Here is an 18635-nt window from a genome sequence, read left to right on the forward strand (position 1 = left end):
TGAAAAGGGGTAAATGCGCCTATTGAGTGATATACTCACAGGGTGTATCCAAATCATTTAGCCAGTATCAACCCATGCCCACCATGCAAACCAAAAATACCTTGAGAGTAAAGCCACAAAACCGTATGAAGGCGGAACGTGGGCTATTCTCTTTTCCCAAGTACTGGGCTGAATGCTACGGCCCCGCGCCGTTTTTGCCCATGTCTCGCAAAGAAATGGACCAGCTCGGCTGGGATAGCTGCGACATCATTTTAGTGACGGGCGATGCCTATGTGGATCATCCCAGTTTCGGTATGGCGGTAATCGGTCGGGTATTGGAGGCACAGGGGTTTAGAGTGGGGATTATTGCTCAGCCTGACTGGCGCAGCAAAGATGCCTTTATGGATTTAGGCGAGCCTAATCTGTTTTTTGGTGTTACTGCGGGCAATATGGATTCTATGATCAACCGCTACACCGCAGATAGGAAATTGCGCCATGATGATGCCTATACCCCTGGAAACGTGGGTGGAAAGCGTCCTGACCGGGCGGTCACGGTTTATACTCAGCGTTGTAAAGAAGCGTACAAAAAGCCTGTGGTTATCGGCGGTATTGAAGCGAGTTTGCGTCGCATTGCTCACTATGATTATTGGTCAGACAAAGTACGCCGGTCAGTATTGTTTGATGCAAAAGCCGACATGTTAATATTCGGTAATGCTGAGCGCCCCTTAATTGAGGTAGCACATCGATTTGCCATGGGCGAAACCCTTGAGCAAATGCAAGATATAAGGGGCACGGCGGTTTTGCGAAAAGAACCTTTACCTGGTTGGCAGGGCGTGGATTCAACCCATGTAGATGTCATTGGTAAGATTGACCCAATACCGAGTCCTTATGAATACGTTGAAGAAACGTGCGCCGTGTCTCAGACCGCAGACAATGAGACTGCACAAACACCAGAAGCCAAACCCATTGTTATTCAGCCTCATACTGCAAAAAAGCAGCGTCGTAAGCCATGGGAAAAAACCTACGTCATGTTGCCCGCCTATGATGTGGTCCGCGCAGAAAAGACACTGTATGCTCATGCTTCTCGTATTCTGCATAAAGAAACTAACCCCGGTTGTGCACGGGCTTTGGCCCAGCGTCATGGTGACAGGATTGTGTGGATTAATCCGCCTGCGTATCCGCTTGAAACAGAAGAGATGGACGCGGTATTTGATTTGCCCTACGCACGCGTGCCTCATCCAAGTTATGGCAATGCCAAGATCCCTGCTTATGACATGATCAAGACCTCCGTTAATATTATGCGGGGCTGTTTTGGTGGCTGTACGTTCTGCTCTATCACCGAGCACGAAGGACGGATTATTCAAAGCCGCTCAGAAGCATCTATTATCAGAGAAATTGAAGAAATTCGTGACAAGGTGCCAGGTTTTACAGGGGTGATCTCTGATTTGGGTGGCCCTACTGCCAACATGTATCAATTGCGTTGCAAAAGTGCCAAAGCGGAACAGGCATGCCGTCGTTTGTCTTGCGTATGGCCAAGTATCTGCGGTCATCTCGATACCGACCAGACGCCCACCGTTGAGCTTTACCGAAAGGCCCGCGATGTAGAAGGGGTGAAAAAAGTCCTGATTGCTTCAGGTGTGCGTTATGACCTTGCCATTGAAGACCCTAACTATGTACGAGAATTAGTGACGCATCATGTTGGAGGGTATTTAAAAATTGCGCCGGAGCACACCGAAAAGGCGCCATTGGATAAAATGATGAAGCCCGGAATGGGCACCTATGATCGTTTCAAAGAGCTGTTTGACAAATTCAGCAAAGAAGCGGGCAAAGAACAGTATTTGATCCCTTATTTTATCTCGGCCCATCCCGGTACTACCGATGAAGATATGCTCAATCTAGCGCTATGGCTGAAGGCCAACAATTTTAAACTGGACCAGGTTCAAAACTTTTATCCCTCGCCCATGGCCAACGCTACCACCATGTATCACACCAATAAGAACCCGATACATAAAGTGAATCACAAAAGCGAACAAGTGGATGTGCCCAAAGGTGAAATCCATCGTCGCTTACACAGAGCCTTTTTGCGCTATCACGACCCCGCCAACTGGCCAATGATACGCAAAGCCTTACAGGATATGGGGAAAGCCCATTTAATTGGTCATAGTGGCCGATGCTTGGTACCGCCTGAAGGGCGAGATGAACTTAAAGGTAAAAAACACAAAGAGCATGCAAAGCGCTCGGTTAACAAAGCTTACGCAAAAGGAAAGGCACAAAAAGGCCTCACGCGCTTTAGTGATGATCAGCCTTTTAATAGGGAAAAAAATAATAAAGCGAATAAGCGAAAGGCGACAAGATCATAAAAGCGCAGAGGGTAGCGTTACTGTCATCCTTTAGATTAGTATAAAAAAAGCAACGTTAAAAAGGCGAATGAATGGCAAACCCAAAAGTTTTGGTAGGTTGTCCAACCTATTCGGGCAAAAGCTATTGTTTGGAAGAATACGCCAAACGAGTCAATGGATTGTCGTACGACAATTATGACGTTTTGTTAGTGGATAATTCAAAAGAGCCCGGATACGAAAAACAAATACAGTCACATGGCCTGCAAGCCAAAAGGGACCAATATATTCCGGGTGTTAAAAAGCGATTAGCACAGTCTAGAAATATACTTCGGCAGAAAGTGTTAGATGAGGGGTATGATTATTTTCTATCTCTTGAACAGGATGTGATCCCACCCAAAAACATCATTGAACGATTGATGTCTCACAGACGAGCAGTCACCTCAGCGGTTTATTGTCGATATCAGACGATAAAGACAGAAACAGGCGATATTTTTTATCAAGGTGACGTACCTGTGCTGTATGTTCTTCCGCCCAAAGATAAAATGCGACCGATCTTTCTGTTTGAATTGAAAGGACACACCTTTATTAAAATAAATGGGGCAGGTTTAGGCTGCTTGCTTATTCATAGGTCTGTATTAGAAAAAATTGAATTTCGAGTTGAAGACCCTGCCAGAGGGTGTGATGACAATTATTTTTTCAAAGATTTAGCATCGTTAAATGTTGAAGCCTTTGCCGATGTTACATTTCAGTGCAAACACCTTGAGCAAAAATGGAGTGATGAGATTAAGAAGTCGTGATGACTTATGCTCAGCTGTAAAATAAATTAACGGGCCTGATTTACAGATGCTATCAAGGGAGTGAGTAGACTCCCTTGTTTAAAACAGCAAATTTGCCGCAATAATGGCGACCGGGAGTATCACGATGGTCCTTAAAATATAAATCAACAACAGGTCGAGTATTTTAAGGGGGATGGCCGATTGCAATAACAAGATACCGACTTCGGACAGGAATATTAATTGGCCCACTGACACCACCGCAATTACGAATCGCGTTGCCTCTGATTCTATATCGGCGGCAATCAGTGCCGGCAAAAAGTTATCGGCAAAGCCAATCACTACTGACACACCAGCAACATCAGCCGATTCTACTTGCAGCAGTGATAACAGAGCCATCACCGGGATGGCAATGGTTTTAAAAAAGTCTGTGTATTCAGCCATGGCCAAAAATGCGGTAGCCATGAACGCGCATGCCGGCACCATACCTAGCCAGATATCACTGATATTGATACCGATACTTCGTGCAATATTAGTGGGACCCGGCGCACTTTTAGCGCGCACATAGGCCCGTTGTAGTGCCCGATTGTGTACAGACAAATGTGCATCATCTCGGTCGGGGTGGCTTAACTGAGTGAGGTATTCATTAGACTTAGTGCTGAGCGGCGGAATTCTGGGCAAAATCATGGCGCATAAAATACCCGACAAGGTTAAAACTGCGTAAAAAGAGAAAAAATACTGCTGAATATTCAATACATCTGTGATGACATAACAAAACGCTATCGATACGATAGAAAAGTTAGATGCAATGATGGCGGCTTCTCTTGCAGTATAGTGCCCCTGTTCATACTGGTTACTGGTCACAACCACGCCCACTGCGCTCCCTCCCAGCCAAGAAGCGACAGCATCTACCGCGCTTCTACCCGGTATTTTAAAGAGGCGTTTAAAATATCTTTCGCAATAGGTTCCAATAAACTCCATTAAGCCGAATTCAGTAAGGAAAGGCAGCACACAACAGGCAATACCTATCGTCACTAGCATGGGCGGAAACAGATCATTGACGACGACGCCGCCAGTGGACTCTCCCCAAATCCACTCTGGCCCTATGTGATAAACTAACGAAACACAAAAAACAGCACCGAGAATTCTTATTAACGTCCAACTGTGCCCTGGGCGAAATAAACGAACGATCAAATCAGACCTAGGTGCTCTATCAAACCATTGGAAGTAAGTGGTCAGTAAAGCAGATGCCATACACAGCGCCAACGCCACGTATTTCACAATATCGCCGATAAAAGCAGTTAATGCATCCGTCAATATACCCATCGGGATCGTAATGTATTCACCATTGTGTACCGGGAATATAAGAAAAGACATGCCAATAGCTGAGGCTAAAAAGAATGCCAGTTTGTCCTTGAGTACGGGACCAGAGTTGATTGTTTTTTGTCCCATAAAGGATAGGCCTTGTTAGCAGAAAGCCACTTAACTATACAACAAGGAAAGTATCTATGCGGCTTTTTTACTCATTGTCTACACTTAAGGAAATAATGGGGGGGAATCTCTCATTTTAACGATAAAAGAAGCGCCAAATCATGAAGGGTATAATATTTTACAAATTTAACCGAATGGTCGAGACCGTGTTTGGCGCTGACATGTTAGAGCAAGTGCTTAGCAATAGCCATTTGGCATCAGAGGGCATTTACACCGTTAATGGCTATTACAGCCATGACGAGCTGGTCGAGCAGGTTAGGGTGTTGAGCGAACTGACAGAAATGGACGTTTCTCAAATTATCTTTGATTTCGGGGTGTTTTTGTTTGGTGAATTAGTTCGGCTCCCCTCTCCGTTTATGAGTAACTACAAAGACGCCTTTACCATGATTGCTGATGTTGATTCTGTTATCCATCCAGAAGTGCAAAGACAGCATCCCGATGCCAACTTACCACGATTTGAGACGCTATTACGGGACGAAAAAACGCTAAAAATAGTGTATCGGTCGTCGAGGCATTTCGACGACTTGGCACATGGCCTAATGCAAGGCTGCCTTAATCATTTTGGCGAAAAGGCATCTATTAAATCGGAACCTTATCAGTCAGGTACCTTATTTATTCTCTCAAAATAAGTACGATGCCACGCACTCCTCGAATGCGTTTTATTACCCCCTTGTTTGAATAATGTATTCTAATATGTTTCCTTCTGGCGAGTTAAATATTCTTGATATGGGGAAGACATCGTTATAGATTGACGTCATCGAGGTTGTGTTTGGTTGTCAACGCGAAGCGAAATAAGGCATTTTCACCATGCAAAAAGCAAGTATCATTATCATCAGCATTTCATTGTTAGCAGCTTTATTGAGTGGCTGTGATAACGCGAAAGAGTTGCCGCCGCTAACGTCTGAAGAAATACAAATTGCCACAGACGTCGGTATTACGCCGGAAGAATATCAGGTTATTAAACATACTCAGTTGTACGAATTGTCACCCCGCCAAACCGATCAATATTTACAGGTGTTACACCAACTTGAACCCGATTTACGTGAGCGTATTGGCATGATTGCAGAGAAGAATATTGGTCAGCCTTACGACATCTATTTGCTCGGCGAAGCGCCATTTGAACCTTACGATGCGCAACCCTTATTTGAACTTAGTAAAAGCGATTGTGTGGTATTTGCTGAGCACACCTATGCCATGGGACTATCGGATAACTGGGGCGACTTTTTTACTACGCTCCAGCATATTCGCTATAACCAGGGGGAAGTGAGTGTGGTTACCCGCAATCACTTTACCGAGTATGACTGGAATATAAATAACCGCTGGCTGGTTGAGGATATTACCGATATTGCCGGCGCAGACACAATGGGGCACTACAAGCTTACTGTGAACAAAGAACGCTTTTTTGCCAAACAGTTTGGTATTGATGTACCTGTGGATGAAGTAACGATTGATGAGGTGTATGTTGCCAATGCCCATGTCGATCAAGTTGCTCAGCACCTCAGTACAGGTGATCTTGTCAATTTTGTTCGCGGAAAAGGTGAGCATGCCTGGGTAGGGCATGTGGGGGTAATTAAAGTGGAAGAAGACGGCACGGTAAATGTTATCCATTCAGCTGAACCCGCGGTGAGAAAAGAGGGGCTCATTGCCTTGGCAAAGGAGTTTAACGAAACAGCAGCGGAACGTGAAGCTGAAGGCAAGTCTGCTACGTTAGGGTTTAAGTTTCTTCGGCTCAGAGAGCAACCCATCAGCAACCTGGCTGAAAAGTTTGATGGCGCTATTCCTCCCATCGTAATGCGAGGCCGTAAACATACCTACTTAACACAGCAGCAGGTTGAAGATAAATTAAGTAATATGTAAATAACGGTCGCTGAAGTCACACACCACATGAGGCAAACCATGCAAACGACTGAGAATACGGCACTGCTGGTCGTCGATATACAAGGTAAGCTGGCCAGACTGGTAAACAAGAGTGAGCAATGCATTGCCAACACCATTAAACTCATCGAATGTTGCCAGATTCTGTCGATACCCGTTGTTGTGCTTGAGCAAAACCCCAAAGGGTTAGGTGCAACAGTACCCGAAATTACAGCCAGCCTGCAAAATGCACGTTACTTTGAGAAGTTTGCCTTTAGTGGTTTGGGTGAGCCGGCTATTCGCGATTACATCACTAGCCTTAACCGACAACACTGGTTGGTTGCAGGGATAGAAGCGCATATTTGTGTGTATCAAACTGCACGGGACCTGCTAAAGGAGCAACTTGACGTTGCGCTTGTGTCTGATTGCGTAGCGTCAAGACTGCAGGCCAATGTAGATTTAGCGGTGCAAAACTTAAGAGAGCAAGGGGCGTTAATAACTAGCGTTGAAATGTGTGTATATGAATTGCTTACAACCAGTCAGTCACCATACTTTAAGGCGGTATTAGAAAAGATTAAGTGAAAACGGCACTATGATGTCGGATAGCATCAATATTTGGTGGGAAATCAAAAAGTAAACTACCCTTAGTAATTGAATGGACACTGCCGCCCGGCTTAAGTGTTAAGCAATTCATCAAGGGAGCTTTTGGTTGTCAGAACACAGTGAAATTCTTGAAAATCTCAATACGTTAGTTATTAAGGCCTCAAAAGAGGCTAAATTTTTATATGCAAATACCTACTGGGAAGAGCTACTGGGTATTCCTCTGCAACACATAAAACAAGTCCCTTTTTATGAGTTGATTCATCCTGCCGATATTAAGGCCACTGAAGAGGCCTTTGCCGCTGTACTGGTGCATGGCCAGCCAGTTATTGGTTTTCGTAACCGGTATCGAAAATCAACGGGTGACTATGTCTGGCTTGAATGGACGGCGCGGCTGGACTCTGAGGGAGATGTGGTTGCCTCTGCCATACCCTGTGATGAAAAAGTGGCACTCGAAGAGCACGACAAAAAAGCCTCAACATTGCTCAGGCAGTCAGAGGGCATGGCTAAAGTCGGGCACTGGAGTGTTGAGTTTGAGTCTGGCGAGTTGTTTTGGTCCGATGAAATCTATCGAATACATGGCGTAACTAAACAAAATTACACACCGACTGTCGATAGCGCTATCGCGTTCTATCACCCTGAAGACGCGCCTCGGGTTAGTCAGTTAGTGTCAGAAGCACTGACGAAGCAAAGTGAATGGGAATTTACCTTAAGGATTATACGTGCAGACGGAGAAATACGGCATGTGAGAAGTCAGGCGAAAATATCTAGAAACTCAAGCGGAGAGCCAACCAGCGTGTTTGGCATTTTTCAGGATATTACCGAATTCATTAAGCTCAACAGGCAAATTCAAAAACTGTCTAAAGTCGCTCAGACGCCAGCCACGGGTGTGGTGATCTGTAACAAACAAAAAGAAGTGGAGTGGGTGAACCAAGCCTTTACCAAAATCACTGGATACAGCATAGATGATGTTGCTGGTATGAACCTGGCAAGGGTGCTTCATGGTGACAAAACCGACCAAAATACCGTTGAGAAGATAAGAAATGGCCTTGCGAAAGATGAAAATATTGATGTTGAAATTATCAATTATCACAAGTCGGGAAAGCCTTATTGGAATAATTTGATCATCTCTCCTTTGGTAGAAAACGGCGAAACTACTCATTACATCGGTTTTCAAAATGACATAACCGAAAAGAAAACCAGAGAAGAGGAATTATTAAATGCACAAAAGGTGTCACTCGCAGGGCAAATGGCTGCGAGTATTTGTCACGACTTCAATAATATATTGAGCATTCTGGGTGCCAGTGTTGAGCTGATATCATTGAAAGATAAAGAGGGTCAATACGCCAAACTGCTCAGTAAAGCCTCTAATGCAGTAAACAGAGGGCAGAGCATTACTCAGAAGCTGTTAAAAACTACAAAAATAAGTTCGCCTTCGTTGGAAATTTTTAAATTGGATGACTTTTTACGTCAGGAAGCCTCCTTGTACGAAGATGTTATTCCCAGCAGTATAGATTTGCAGGTGGATTGTATGGCTGATTTATACGTCGAGTGTGACAAAAATGCGTTTGCCGACGTGGCGCTAAATCTCATCATTAATGCGCATAAGGCGATCAGTGCATCGGGCAAAATTGCGGTGAAAACCAGACATGAGCGTCATTTTAATGCACTTAAAACCTATACCTTTTGCAAACCCAAAGTCGCAGAGGATTATTTGGTATTTTCAGTGTCTGATTCGGGCAAAGGGATAGCGCAAAGCGAGCTTAATAATATCTTTATGCCGTTTTATACATTGAGAGAGGATCATTCAGGCCACGGTCTGGGCTTGAGTTCTGTTGCCGCTTTTTGTGACAAGCACGGGTGTGGCATAACCGTAGAATCAGAACTGGATAAAGGCTCGACCTTTTCAATTTGGTTCCCTAAAGCGAAAGAACAGAAGAAGAAAACAAAACCGCGCCATGCTAAGCCTTCAACATCATTGTCCGGTGTGCGTATTCTCTTTGTGGATGATGAGCGTGATTTGGTTGCACTGAATAAAGCGTCTCTGGAATCCCAAGGGGCCATTGTTTATGACTTTTGCGATCCCCAAGAAGCTTTGTCGTTTGCTCAAAGTAACGCAGACAATATAGACATTATTGTGTCAGACCAAACTATGCGTGGTGGCATTCAGGGTAATGAACTCATCGATCTTATTAAACGCGTCCGAAGCGATATTCCCGCGATAATTATTACCGGCGTGTCGTCTGCCAGTGCGCTAAGCGATTGCCAGTATCCCATTTTGCAAAAGCCCGTGTCGGCCACTACTTTAAAACATGCAATTACCGACAATATCGGGTCTGTATAAAAACGCCATATTGTCGAAACTCAATCTTAGAATGCATTGAACAGTGCGGGGTTGTGAACCTGAGTCAGTGTTTTAGACACATAGGTTAATGCCGACACTAAAGACGCAATTTCGTGCTTGGTATCATTACCTGCAATCACGCTTTGCAGTGATCTTGGCAGCCTATAACTGTGGTTGTTTACCAGTAACAGGTGCCGGCTAAGCTCAGCATTGATACCCATTTTTCCGCAATGCGATGTTATCCACTGCACAATCTCTTTTGGCTCAATGCGTGATGCCGGCCCTTTTTCGTAGTCAATGTTGTGGATAAACAACTTTGTTGAGCTTGTCGTTTTTAGCGCAGATTGAATATCTGGCATTAATAAAACCGGCATAATGCTGGTGAGCAAGCTGCCTGGCCCAATACAAATAAGGTCGGCGTCTTTAATGGCGTTTATACATGTCTGGGGAGCTTGCACCTCTTTATCGAGCATGAGCTGTGCAGGCATAGACGGCAGTGCATCAATGTTGGTTTCACCCGCTATACAAGTACCATTTTGTGTAATAGCAAGAAGGTCAGCGGGATGCTCACACATAGGCAGCACGCTGGCCTGCGAACCTATCATATTACCCATGATTTCAATCGCCTGAGAAACACTACCGGTTTGTTGATAAAGCGCCTCTAACATCAGGTTACCGGTGCAGTGTCCGCTAAGGTTTCCTAGAGATGCAAAGCGATGCGACATGGCTTCAAACACACTATCGTGATTAGATGTAGTGGCTATCAGGGCTTTTCTCAGATCGCCCCAGGCTACCGGACTACCTGCGCTGCGCAATCTGCCACTGCAACCGCCATTGTCGGTAGTCGCCACAATGGCTGTGACCGAGGCTCCTAATTGGCACCATGCGTTTAATACAGAGCTTAACCCTTTACCACCACCAATACATACGACGTTCATAGATGATTCTCCTCATAACAGGCAATGCGATGCACTACTGACCTTTTTTACTTATCACGACTACTAGGGTTGATAGGGCTATTTTTAAATCCATCAGGAGCCATGTGATTGGACGATACAGTGACATGGAATAGCTAAAATCCAACCCAACTTTAGCCCTAACATCTTCAATATCAGTGTCATAACCCAAGGTAACCTGAGCCAGTCCTGATATCCCGGGCAGCACACCATAGGTACGTTCTGCATAAAAGGGGATAGCGTCGATTAGGTTTTTGTAGAACACCGGACGTTCTGGACGAGGACCAATCAGTGACATTTCACCCTTTAGCACATTGATAAACTGAGGCAGTTCATCCAGGCGCGTTTTTCTTAGAAACAAGCCCACCTTAGTGATCCTAGGGTCCTGTTTGCTCGCCCATACAGCGCCAGACACCTTTTCTGCGTTATGCGTCATGGTTCTAAATTTTAAAATGCTGAATAATTCTGTGTAGTTAGGATGGGCTCTCCCAACACGGGTCTGCTTGTAAATGACAGGGCCAGCGCTATCTACCTTTATGGCCAGTGCAATGATTGGAAATAAAGGTAATGTAAGCAACAAACCCAGTGTGGCAAAGACGAGATCAAACATGCGTTTACCCATATGGGTGAGCCACAAGCTATTTCTTCCTGCCTGCACATTCACATTAGCGCGACGCCAGGGATCATGTTTCTTAACAGAAATGTAATGCAAAGCGCCTCTAAGGCCTGCGTAATAGCCAGACAAAATATAGTTAAGCGTTTTGACGAGTTTGTTGCCTACTAATCTGTGTGTAACCTGACTATACACGGCCAGTCCATAAAGAAGCGTTTGTCCCACCGCAGCTAGCGCGAAAAACGGATGGGTAGCAGAAAGTGCAACTGCTCCGAAATAAGCTATGATCATTAAAAATGGCATCATCACACGCAGTGCTTTTCCGGATGCAAAAGCAAATGCCACGCCTTTATATTTGGGTGACAGTATCGATTTCAGTCTTAACAGCTGCTGTAGATTGCCCGCTGAAATCCGCAGGCGTCGGTTTTTATCTAAGTTGTCATTGGACTTTTCCAGCTCTAATGCGTGAATACGGTTGTCTTGAGCTGCGATATAGCCCTTAGCGACTATCTTCATGGGCAACACAAAGTCATCATTAATGATATCGTGGTCGAGTGGCTCAAAAAGGTCCCGGCGAAATATATAAAACGCACCATGAGCACCGAGTGCTGAACCTAGCAATGCTTCTCTTGCTTTTATGTCGCACTGGTATTTCCAGTAATTTTCCTCACCAATGGAGCCCGGTTCCAACAGCCGATAGTAGCTGTTGAGGACGCCGACTCTGGGATCTTCAAAGTGCGCGGCAGCAATCAACAGAGCATCTACTGAGATAAGTGCAGATACATCACTTAATGCTACAAGATCTGCTTGTGTTCGCGAAACCACATCATTGAGAACGGCTACCTTTCCGCGGTTTTCTGTGAATTCAAGCACGGTAATATTAAGCTCGGTACACAAGGGTTGAGCTGCACACTCTCTGGCAATTTGTGCGGTGTTGTCGGTGCAACCATCACAGGCCAATACCACCTGTAGCTTGTCACTGGGGTAATCAAGAAACGCAAGATTGGTTATTTTGTCGGATACCCACTGCGCTTCATTGAACGCCGGAATAACAATGCAAATACTCGGCACATGCTCGTTACTGTCAGAACAGTAGTTTCTGGGCTGAAAAGGTAGCGGCTCGCTGTTTTTTACCTTGGCAACCAGTTTTAAAATGATGGGGTAACCAATGTGGTGATAAATTACTAAAAATATACTTAGCGTAGTAATGAACAACAGTAATGAATGAAACATATTAAATGCCTCCTCTTAGCTGTGCGTAGGCGGCGTGCATGCGGCGTGCGTCACCGCACTCTTCAACAAAGTCTCTGGGCGTGATTCGCAAATTTGCGTAACAACACCAGGCTAGCGCTTTGGCCATATGGGCAGGGGATTCGGGGTGTAGAAGTGTGCCTGTGAGCGGGCACAATGACTCTCGCGCTCCGCCCACATCGGTAACCGCAGTGGGTATACCACATGCTTGGGCTTCTAATGATGACAGTGGATAACCTTCAGCGCGTGAGGGCAGGCTAAACACATCAAGCGCACGGTAAAAATTGGGCATATCCTCAACCAAACCAAGAAAGTGTATCCGGTCAGCTAACCCCAACTGTTTGGCTTTTTGCATTAACGCTTGGCGCTGACTTCCGTCGCCCGCCAATGCGAGGTGAATATTGCGTGGCATTGCGCTGAGCGCATCGATTAAGAGGTCCTGGCCTTTCACCCATTCCAGTCTGCCCGCACAGCCAATGACCTTTTTATCCAAGGGTAAATTCATCGCCTGACGTGCTGCAGTTCTGTCGCCTGGGCAAAAACGAGAGATATCAATGCCGTTATATATGACGTGATCGGGTGAAAGACCTAAGTATTTCTCCATGTTTCTGGCCACCAATTTGGCGTCAGCAACCAGTACGGGCTTTACCAGTCTAATAACCAGCTTTTGCAACAAACGGCGGCGCGGAGCAGTTAGATGCCAGCCATCGTGCTCGGTGTGGATAATAGTGTCAATATTCGCCAGCCTTGCTGCAATACCTGCGTAAAGAAGCGGACCGATATGATGAGTATGTACAGCACGCACGCCATTTTTTTTGAATAGCTTATACAGCTTTAGGATAAGACTTGGTTTCCAACCTTGACCTTTATTAAGAAACGTTAAGTGGCCATCGAATGTGTTTAGTCGTGGCCAGTGCAACAACGCATTATGCCTGTCTCCCTCTAGGCTTATCAGACAAGTAGCGTCTTTATCCGGGGTCGCATTGGCTAAATCAAGTGCCATGGTTTCAATGCCACCGGGCCTTAAATGCTGAATAACTTGTGCCACAGAGCATGCAGGGTGAGCGTTCTGTTTGCTTGTCATGCGCTTATTCATTGTTGAGTCGATTAACGTCATAGTTGATGCCTCTGTTACTTGTAAGGACATATTGCATCTCGTGTGCCAAAAATAAAAACCCTTTAAAAACATTGTCTTAAAGGGTTTTTGTTTTCTGTTTTCGCATTTTGCAATGCGTTTGGTTTTTCAAAATAAGAGGTGCTAGCTGCTCCAGTGGGGAAGGCGTGTAATAACAGGGGCGTTGGCAAGTAGCGCCAGCTGGCTTTTACGGCGAACGGTACTGTCACTGAGTTCTGCGATGACTGCTAGTCCAATCCCCAAAAACAATCCGCCAAAAATCCCTGCGATAATGAAAATGAACACTGGCAGGTTTGTTGGTCCGGACGGAGTAAATGGGCGATCAATAAGTTTAATACGCTTTTCTCTTTCAAATAATCCCAAGGACCCGGTAAGTCTGGCCATCTCATGACGTTCTAATAAGTTTTCGTAAAGCTTTCGTTTTACTTTCAGGTCGCGCTCCAGTTTGGTCAGTTGCTGCTCTTTTTCGCCGAGTTGTGATATTTGGCTTTGCAGGTGCTCGATACTGCTAGTTAACGACAGCACTTCTTCACTGAGTGAATCTACTTTGCCACGTGTGGCTTGCAGGCTTTCCAGTTGAGATACCAGTAAGGGCTGGGTGTTTTGGTCAGCAGACAATGTGGTATTACTGGCAATGGCCCATAATTTATCTGGGTCCATGTCTGTACTTTGTGTATCACTGATCACTTTCGCCCGCTCGCTTTCCAGCCTGTTTAATGTGCGTTGCGCTGATTGTACTTTGCTGTGTTTGTCAGTGTATCTAGCTAACAGCAAGGCAAGTTCGCCACGGATTCTAACAATCTGCTCTTCCAATCTACTCAACACAGGGTTGGTTTTTGATAATTGCTCACCAATACCGCCCAGATTCTTTTTAGCACCAGCCAATAATGCCTGACGTTCGGTTAGACGTTGTTTGAGTTCTGCCAATCGGCTCACGGTACTGCTATGCAATTCTGGTAACTGCGCCGCATTTTCACTTCTAAATCGCGCTAATGCTGTTTCAGCGGCCTCGAGTTCTTGTCGGCGCACTTCCAAATTTTCCACTAAAAACGCGGTGGAGTCTGTCATAGAAGAGCGCTCTGGGGCCATTAATTGCTCAACAAAGTGGTGTGTCACCGACTCCAGCATGTCTTTCATTCCCTCGGGACGTGAGGCTTTGTAGTCAATGCGGATCAGATCTTTGCCGGGGATTTTCATCGTCAGTGAAGAAGACAGCTTATTGATGATCCTGTCTCTTTCTGCTGGTGACGTGTTCTCATTCACCAGACCTTGGCTCTCGGCGACACCATTTAAAATAAAACGACTGTGTAGCAAGGTGTCCAACGCGGCCATGCGTTCTTTGATCATGGCGGAAACCGCCAGATCTTCTAAAAAGGGGTTCATCTTAGCGGTTTCCTGCACCAGCATAGTGGTGTGAGAAGCATAGTTCTTTGGGCTTAACATACCGATGGCTAATCCGACAAAGGGCAAAATAAAAATCGGTACAACAATGAGATAGCGGCGTCGCCACGCGCCGTCAATGGCCACATATAATCGATGACTAAACAACTTCATAGTGCTTCCAGCCATCCAGAGACTAGTGCCGCCCTTGCTGACCAATCGTGCTCAGACACGCTCAGCGTTTGCTGATAATTCCGCGTTTTGTGTTTGTATTTGTCCAATGCTGCTAAAAATTGGTCGGCTGTTGCGACTTTTTCTACATAGTCTAAATAAGGCGACAGTGCAGGGAATGCCGTACTGATAACCGGGGTGCCCGTTGCAAGGTATTCCCGCAGTTTTAACGGATTACATGCTCTGATTTGTGCATTGTCGCGAAACGGCAACAAACTGACATTCCAGTGCTGACTGTATCCAGGTAGTGAGTGGTGAGCGCGTTCGCCTAAAAAATGGGTGTTCTCCAATTGAGCAAGTTGGCTGATATCTACGCTGGGTTTACCAATAAAAACAAAATGCCAGTTAGGTCGCTGAGCGATTACCGCCTTTAAAAGCTCCAAGTCTATCCATGCCGATAGACTACCGTAGAAACCCGCGATAGGTCTGCCGTCATTGGGCAGGTCTGCCGCTCGCTTAGTGGGCGTTGAGAACAGCTGATAATCAACACCGTGGGTGAGTACTTGAGTGTGCGAACCTGTGTGTTTTTCTGCCAGTTTTTCACTGGCAGTAATAACTAGGTTGGCTGATTTTACTAACTCTTGTTCACGTTGACTGACAATAGTGTGATCTACCCCTGCAAGCGCTGAAAAGTCATCACCACAATAGTAAACTAGCCCTCGATCACCAAGTTTCCCAGCCAGATCTACAGCGGTAGGGAGAGACGTCCACAGAACGGGGTCGCAAATACCATGTTGCTTCATGAGTGCTTTTAGTTGCCACTGGAGCAGTTTATATGCCAAGGCTCTCTCCCATTGGTAGCGTGGCACGGGTAAGGAGATGGGGTTAACAATTAATGTCGGACAAGGGCCTTGGTAGCTTGGTTTTACAGTGCTTTTTCCAAATGCTAACAGCTTGTGCCAAAGGCGTTTTATATCGTGTTTGCTCAACTTCGGACGGCGCAAACCAATAGAATTGACCCATAAGACTTTGCGTGTTTTTGCCAAGTGAGAAATAAGATGTTGCGTACTGCTGGGCAATCCGCCCCAGTCTTCACCAAAAACAATCAGATCCCGTTGCATAATCATTCCACCTTTTAATAGTTTGGCCAGAAGTTAGGTATTCGCTTTCTCGCCTTCCTTTACTCCCGTTACAGCAGAAAACGGGCCAATACATTATTCTTTATGTAAAACAATGCGTTACTTTATTTAAGGGTGGGCGTGTTCGGTGTTGTTAGCTGGGTTTTTGCAAATCGTGAATCAATTTGCAAAAACCGTCTAAGGCGCGAAATGCGTTTAGGAAAGCTGAATGGACGCTGACAGTACACGTTCAATGAGTGCATGGTGATCACCCAGTGAAAGCGCGTAATTTCGGCCTTTCTTTGAAAGTGAACGAGCTTTCTCATTATTGTGCCAAAGCGATTGCATGGCATTGGCCATATCTTTAGCAGACGCAGGTTGTACAAAACAAACAAGCTCCTCATTAAGCACATCATTTGCGCCAGGACCTTTGGTGATAATAACGGGCTTGCCCAGTGCCATAGCATCGAGGTAAGTACCAATCCCAGATGCACAAATAGAGTTAGGCAAGGTGGGGATAGCAACAATACGGGCATTTTTTAAACCATCAATCCATCCGGTTTTACTGCCGTTATCGCTAATAATGCGAACATTGTCAGGCAGATCAGATAAATCGACTTTAGTGCCATGGGCATCCCAATCACTTTCAGAGGTGCATAGAATAGCCGTGGGTAGTCCCGTTATACGAGCTGCCTCAATGAGTGTGGTGTAGTCGCGTAAGGAGCGGCCCGCTGAAAATATATAGTGTCCTGCTGGGATTTCCTCAGGAGCGCACACCGACGCCTCCATATAGATGTTTGATTTAAATGGCACATAATGGCTGCGATTTGCATCAATGCCGAAATGCTTTGTGTAGCCTCGTACATCTTTAAAATAGTGGATAAAATGATTCACCTGTTTCCAAAGTGCTTTTCTGCACCATGCCAGACATTTTGATTGGGGGGTTGAGGGTAGCCGCAGCACCATATCCACAGCAATGATCTTGGCTTTTTTCCCCAGAGTAAGGGCTTTGAGCAGACAAGCTAAAGAAATCAGCCTAGCTTCACCATTAAATACGAAGGTATCGTTTTTGTTGGACGTTAGGTATTGAAAACACAGTGCTAGTAGCGAAATAGAAGCATCCAACCGAGTTATTGAATATCGCAGTCTCTGTTTATGTATGCTTTTTGGCGCGTGGTTAAATGTTGTAAAAATGCGTCCTGTTGTCGCGTTGCGTTCTGACACGGGGGGATGTTGCAAAATCTCCATGTTCAGTTCTCCTGTTCATGTTGAGAAGAAGGGATCGTGGTGTCTACCCAGCGTGCAATAGCAATGACCAAAGCAGACAGAATATAAAGTGGCCAGGTGAAGCCTTGTGTTAAAAAAGTGCCAGAGACTAACGTTGCAGACAGTCCAGCGAGTACGGCTTGAGACGCTGCATGCACGCCAGGTGCAGTGATTGAGGACGACTCTATGAGCCGCAACGAACGAGTAGCAGACTTAAACAGTGACACTATGAGGATGATAAAAACTATCAGTCCCAAGAAACCGGTTTCGGCCATCACCCCGAACCAAGTGCTGTGTACTGCATGGTTTTTACCGTCCCAGTGCGGCGAATAAAAGAAATAGTTGTGGTAGAAGTTATCCAGACCCACGCCCGTCAACGGCCTGGCAAGTGCCATTCCCCACGCTGCTTGCCAGGCATATAGACGGCCCATCGCTGACTCGTCTATGCCTTCTTCAGCCGCGCCACCTGAGGCTCTTTCTGATATACCGGCCAGAGCGAGCAGAGCAAACATGGCAATGCCACCCACAGAAAAAAACAGCACTTTTGATTTTATCCGACGGTATCCGAACAAGGCGAACACGGCCATTATTCCTAATAATCCGCCGCGGCTTTGTGTGGCAATAACGGCAGAAAATAGTAACGGCGCGCCAACGTACCCTAATAAGCGTGCTAAGCGACCTATATTTGGGGTAAATATCAGGCTCACAGCAAACGCCATAGGAAACATGAGTACCAAGGCCAAGTCGTTAGGATCGCCTAAATTGGAGCGAATATCCCGGCCTATGGTGACGCGCGTACCTTCAACCAGACCAATGCCGTTTGCTTGGTTGTAAAGCGCAACATAAGCAATGGCAATCCCTGCGATTACGATGAGTTTGGAAGCCAGTGCGAAGTCTTTGGCTTCTCTTGTCATCCAGGCCACAGCCAGGGTCATTATTCCAATTTTTACATATACACCGGTGTAGGTTGTCATGGCGACAGAACGGTTCACTGCGACCAATACGCCAATGCTTACCAACACAAAAAATACCGCTAGCCATGTCATTTCTGGACGCCAGTAAGGCTTAATTTTTTCCGTAATGAGAATATGCCAGCTCAATACAGCAAGTGATGCGGCAGCCAATAAGAGTGGAATTCGCAATGGATAAAGCGCAGGAAACGCTTCGTGTATGCGAAAGAATGAAAAAATGACAAACATCAGAATAATAAAAAATGGGATCTGAAGAGTAGTCACAAATAGTATGGGCAGCAGGCACACAACTGCCGCAACAGCAGGGTGGGGCACAATATACCAACCAAGGGCGATTAGTAGGCAACACGTGCTGGCGATAATAATTTGATAACGGCTAGTGTTAATCTGCATG

14 protein-coding genes are annotated in these 18635 nt (G+C 45.7%); 6 read left to right on the forward strand and 8 right to left on the reverse strand.

Annotated features, from left to right (window positions below; all coding sequences use genetic code 11):
- Positions 1 to 83: 83 nt before the first annotated feature.
- Positions 84 to 2339, forward strand: coding sequence for a YgiQ family radical SAM protein (locus DRW07_RS03965; RefSeq protein WP_124026844.1), 2256 nt, complete (start codon positions 84 to 86; stop codon positions 2337 to 2339).
- 71 nt (positions 2340 to 2410) lie between these two features.
- On the forward strand, positions 2411 to 3115 hold the full coding sequence (locus DRW07_RS03970) for a glycosyltransferase family 2 protein (protein WP_124026569.1): 705 nt from the start codon (positions 2411 to 2413) through the stop codon (positions 3113 to 3115).
- A 78-nt stretch (positions 3116 to 3193) separates the two neighbouring features.
- Here DRW07_RS03970 and DRW07_RS03975 read toward each other — a convergent pair whose 3' ends face one another.
- Positions 3194 to 4543: a YjiH family protein gene (locus DRW07_RS03975; protein ID WP_124026570.1), complete on the reverse strand. Its 1350-nt coding sequence runs from the start codon at positions 4541 to 4543 to the stop codon at positions 3194 to 3196.
- 140 nt (positions 4544 to 4683) lie between these two features.
- On the opposite strand from DRW07_RS03975, the gene DRW07_RS03980 reads away from it, so the two are divergent.
- From DRW07_RS03980 to DRW07_RS03995, 4 genes are all read left to right on the forward strand, one after another.
- Positions 4684 to 5211 carry a heme NO-binding domain-containing protein gene (locus DRW07_RS03980; RefSeq protein ID WP_124026571.1) on the forward strand — a complete coding sequence of 176 codons (528 nt, stop codon included), beginning with the start codon at positions 4684 to 4686 and terminating at the stop codon, positions 5209 to 5211.
- A gap of 178 nt (positions 5212 to 5389) precedes the next feature.
- Entirely contained in the window at positions 5390 to 6439 is a 1050-nt protein-coding gene (locus DRW07_RS03985) for an N-acetylmuramoyl-L-alanine amidase-like domain-containing protein (RefSeq protein ID WP_124026572.1), read from the forward strand.
- Positions 6440 to 6478: 39 nt separating this feature from the next.
- Entirely contained in the window at positions 6479 to 7018 is a 540-nt protein-coding gene (locus DRW07_RS03990) for an isochorismatase family protein (protein ID WP_124026573.1), read from the forward strand.
- 127 nt (positions 7019 to 7145) lie between these two features.
- Entirely contained in the window at positions 7146 to 9380 is a 2235-nt protein-coding gene (locus tag DRW07_RS03995) for a hybrid sensor histidine kinase/response regulator (protein ID WP_124026574.1), read from the forward strand.
- Between the two features lie 26 nt (positions 9381 to 9406).
- Here DRW07_RS03995 and DRW07_RS04000 read toward each other — a convergent pair whose 3' ends face one another.
- The 7 genes from DRW07_RS04000 to DRW07_RS04030 form a co-directional block, all read right to left on the reverse strand.
- Entirely contained in the window at positions 9407 to 10318 is a 912-nt protein-coding gene (locus DRW07_RS04000) for a gluconeogenesis factor YvcK family protein (protein ID WP_124026575.1), read from the reverse strand.
- Between the two features lie 34 nt (positions 10319 to 10352).
- Positions 10353 to 12182, reverse strand: coding sequence for a sugar transferase (locus DRW07_RS04005; RefSeq protein ID WP_124026576.1), 1830 nt, complete (start codon positions 12180 to 12182; stop codon positions 10353 to 10355).
- Position 12183: 1 nt separating this feature from the next.
- Positions 12184 to 13317, reverse strand: a complete 1134-nt coding sequence (locus DRW07_RS04010; protein ID WP_240630497.1) for a glycosyltransferase — start codon at positions 13315 to 13317, stop codon at positions 12184 to 12186.
- Between the two features lie 141 nt (positions 13318 to 13458).
- The gene (locus tag DRW07_RS04015; protein ID WP_124026577.1) at positions 13459 to 14889 is read right to left on the reverse strand and encodes a chain-length determining protein; all 1431 of its coding nucleotides are present in this window, start codon (positions 14887 to 14889) and stop codon (positions 13459 to 13461) included.
- Positions 14886 to 16007, reverse strand: coding sequence for a glycosyltransferase (locus tag DRW07_RS04020; protein ID WP_124026578.1), 1122 nt, complete (start codon positions 16005 to 16007; stop codon positions 14886 to 14888). Before DRW07_RS04020 ends, DRW07_RS04015 begins: the two co-directional genes overlap by 4 nt.
- Before the next feature lie 213 nt (positions 16008 to 16220).
- Positions 16221 to 17252 (reverse strand): glycosyltransferase, encoded by a 1032-nt coding sequence (locus DRW07_RS04025; protein WP_124026579.1) that lies wholly within the window; start codon positions 17250 to 17252, stop codon positions 16221 to 16223.
- A gap of 2 nt (positions 17253 to 17254) precedes the next feature.
- On the reverse strand, positions 17255 to 18634 hold the full coding sequence (locus DRW07_RS04030) for an O-antigen ligase family protein (RefSeq protein ID WP_124026580.1): 1380 nt from the start codon (positions 18632 to 18634) through the stop codon (positions 17255 to 17257).
- Position 18635: the final 1 nt, after the last annotated feature.

Origin of the sequence: Paralteromonas sediminis (assembly GCF_003820355.1) — a bacterium.
Taxonomy (GTDB): Bacteria; Pseudomonadota; Gammaproteobacteria; order Enterobacterales; family Alteromonadaceae; genus Alteromonas_F; species Alteromonas_F sediminis.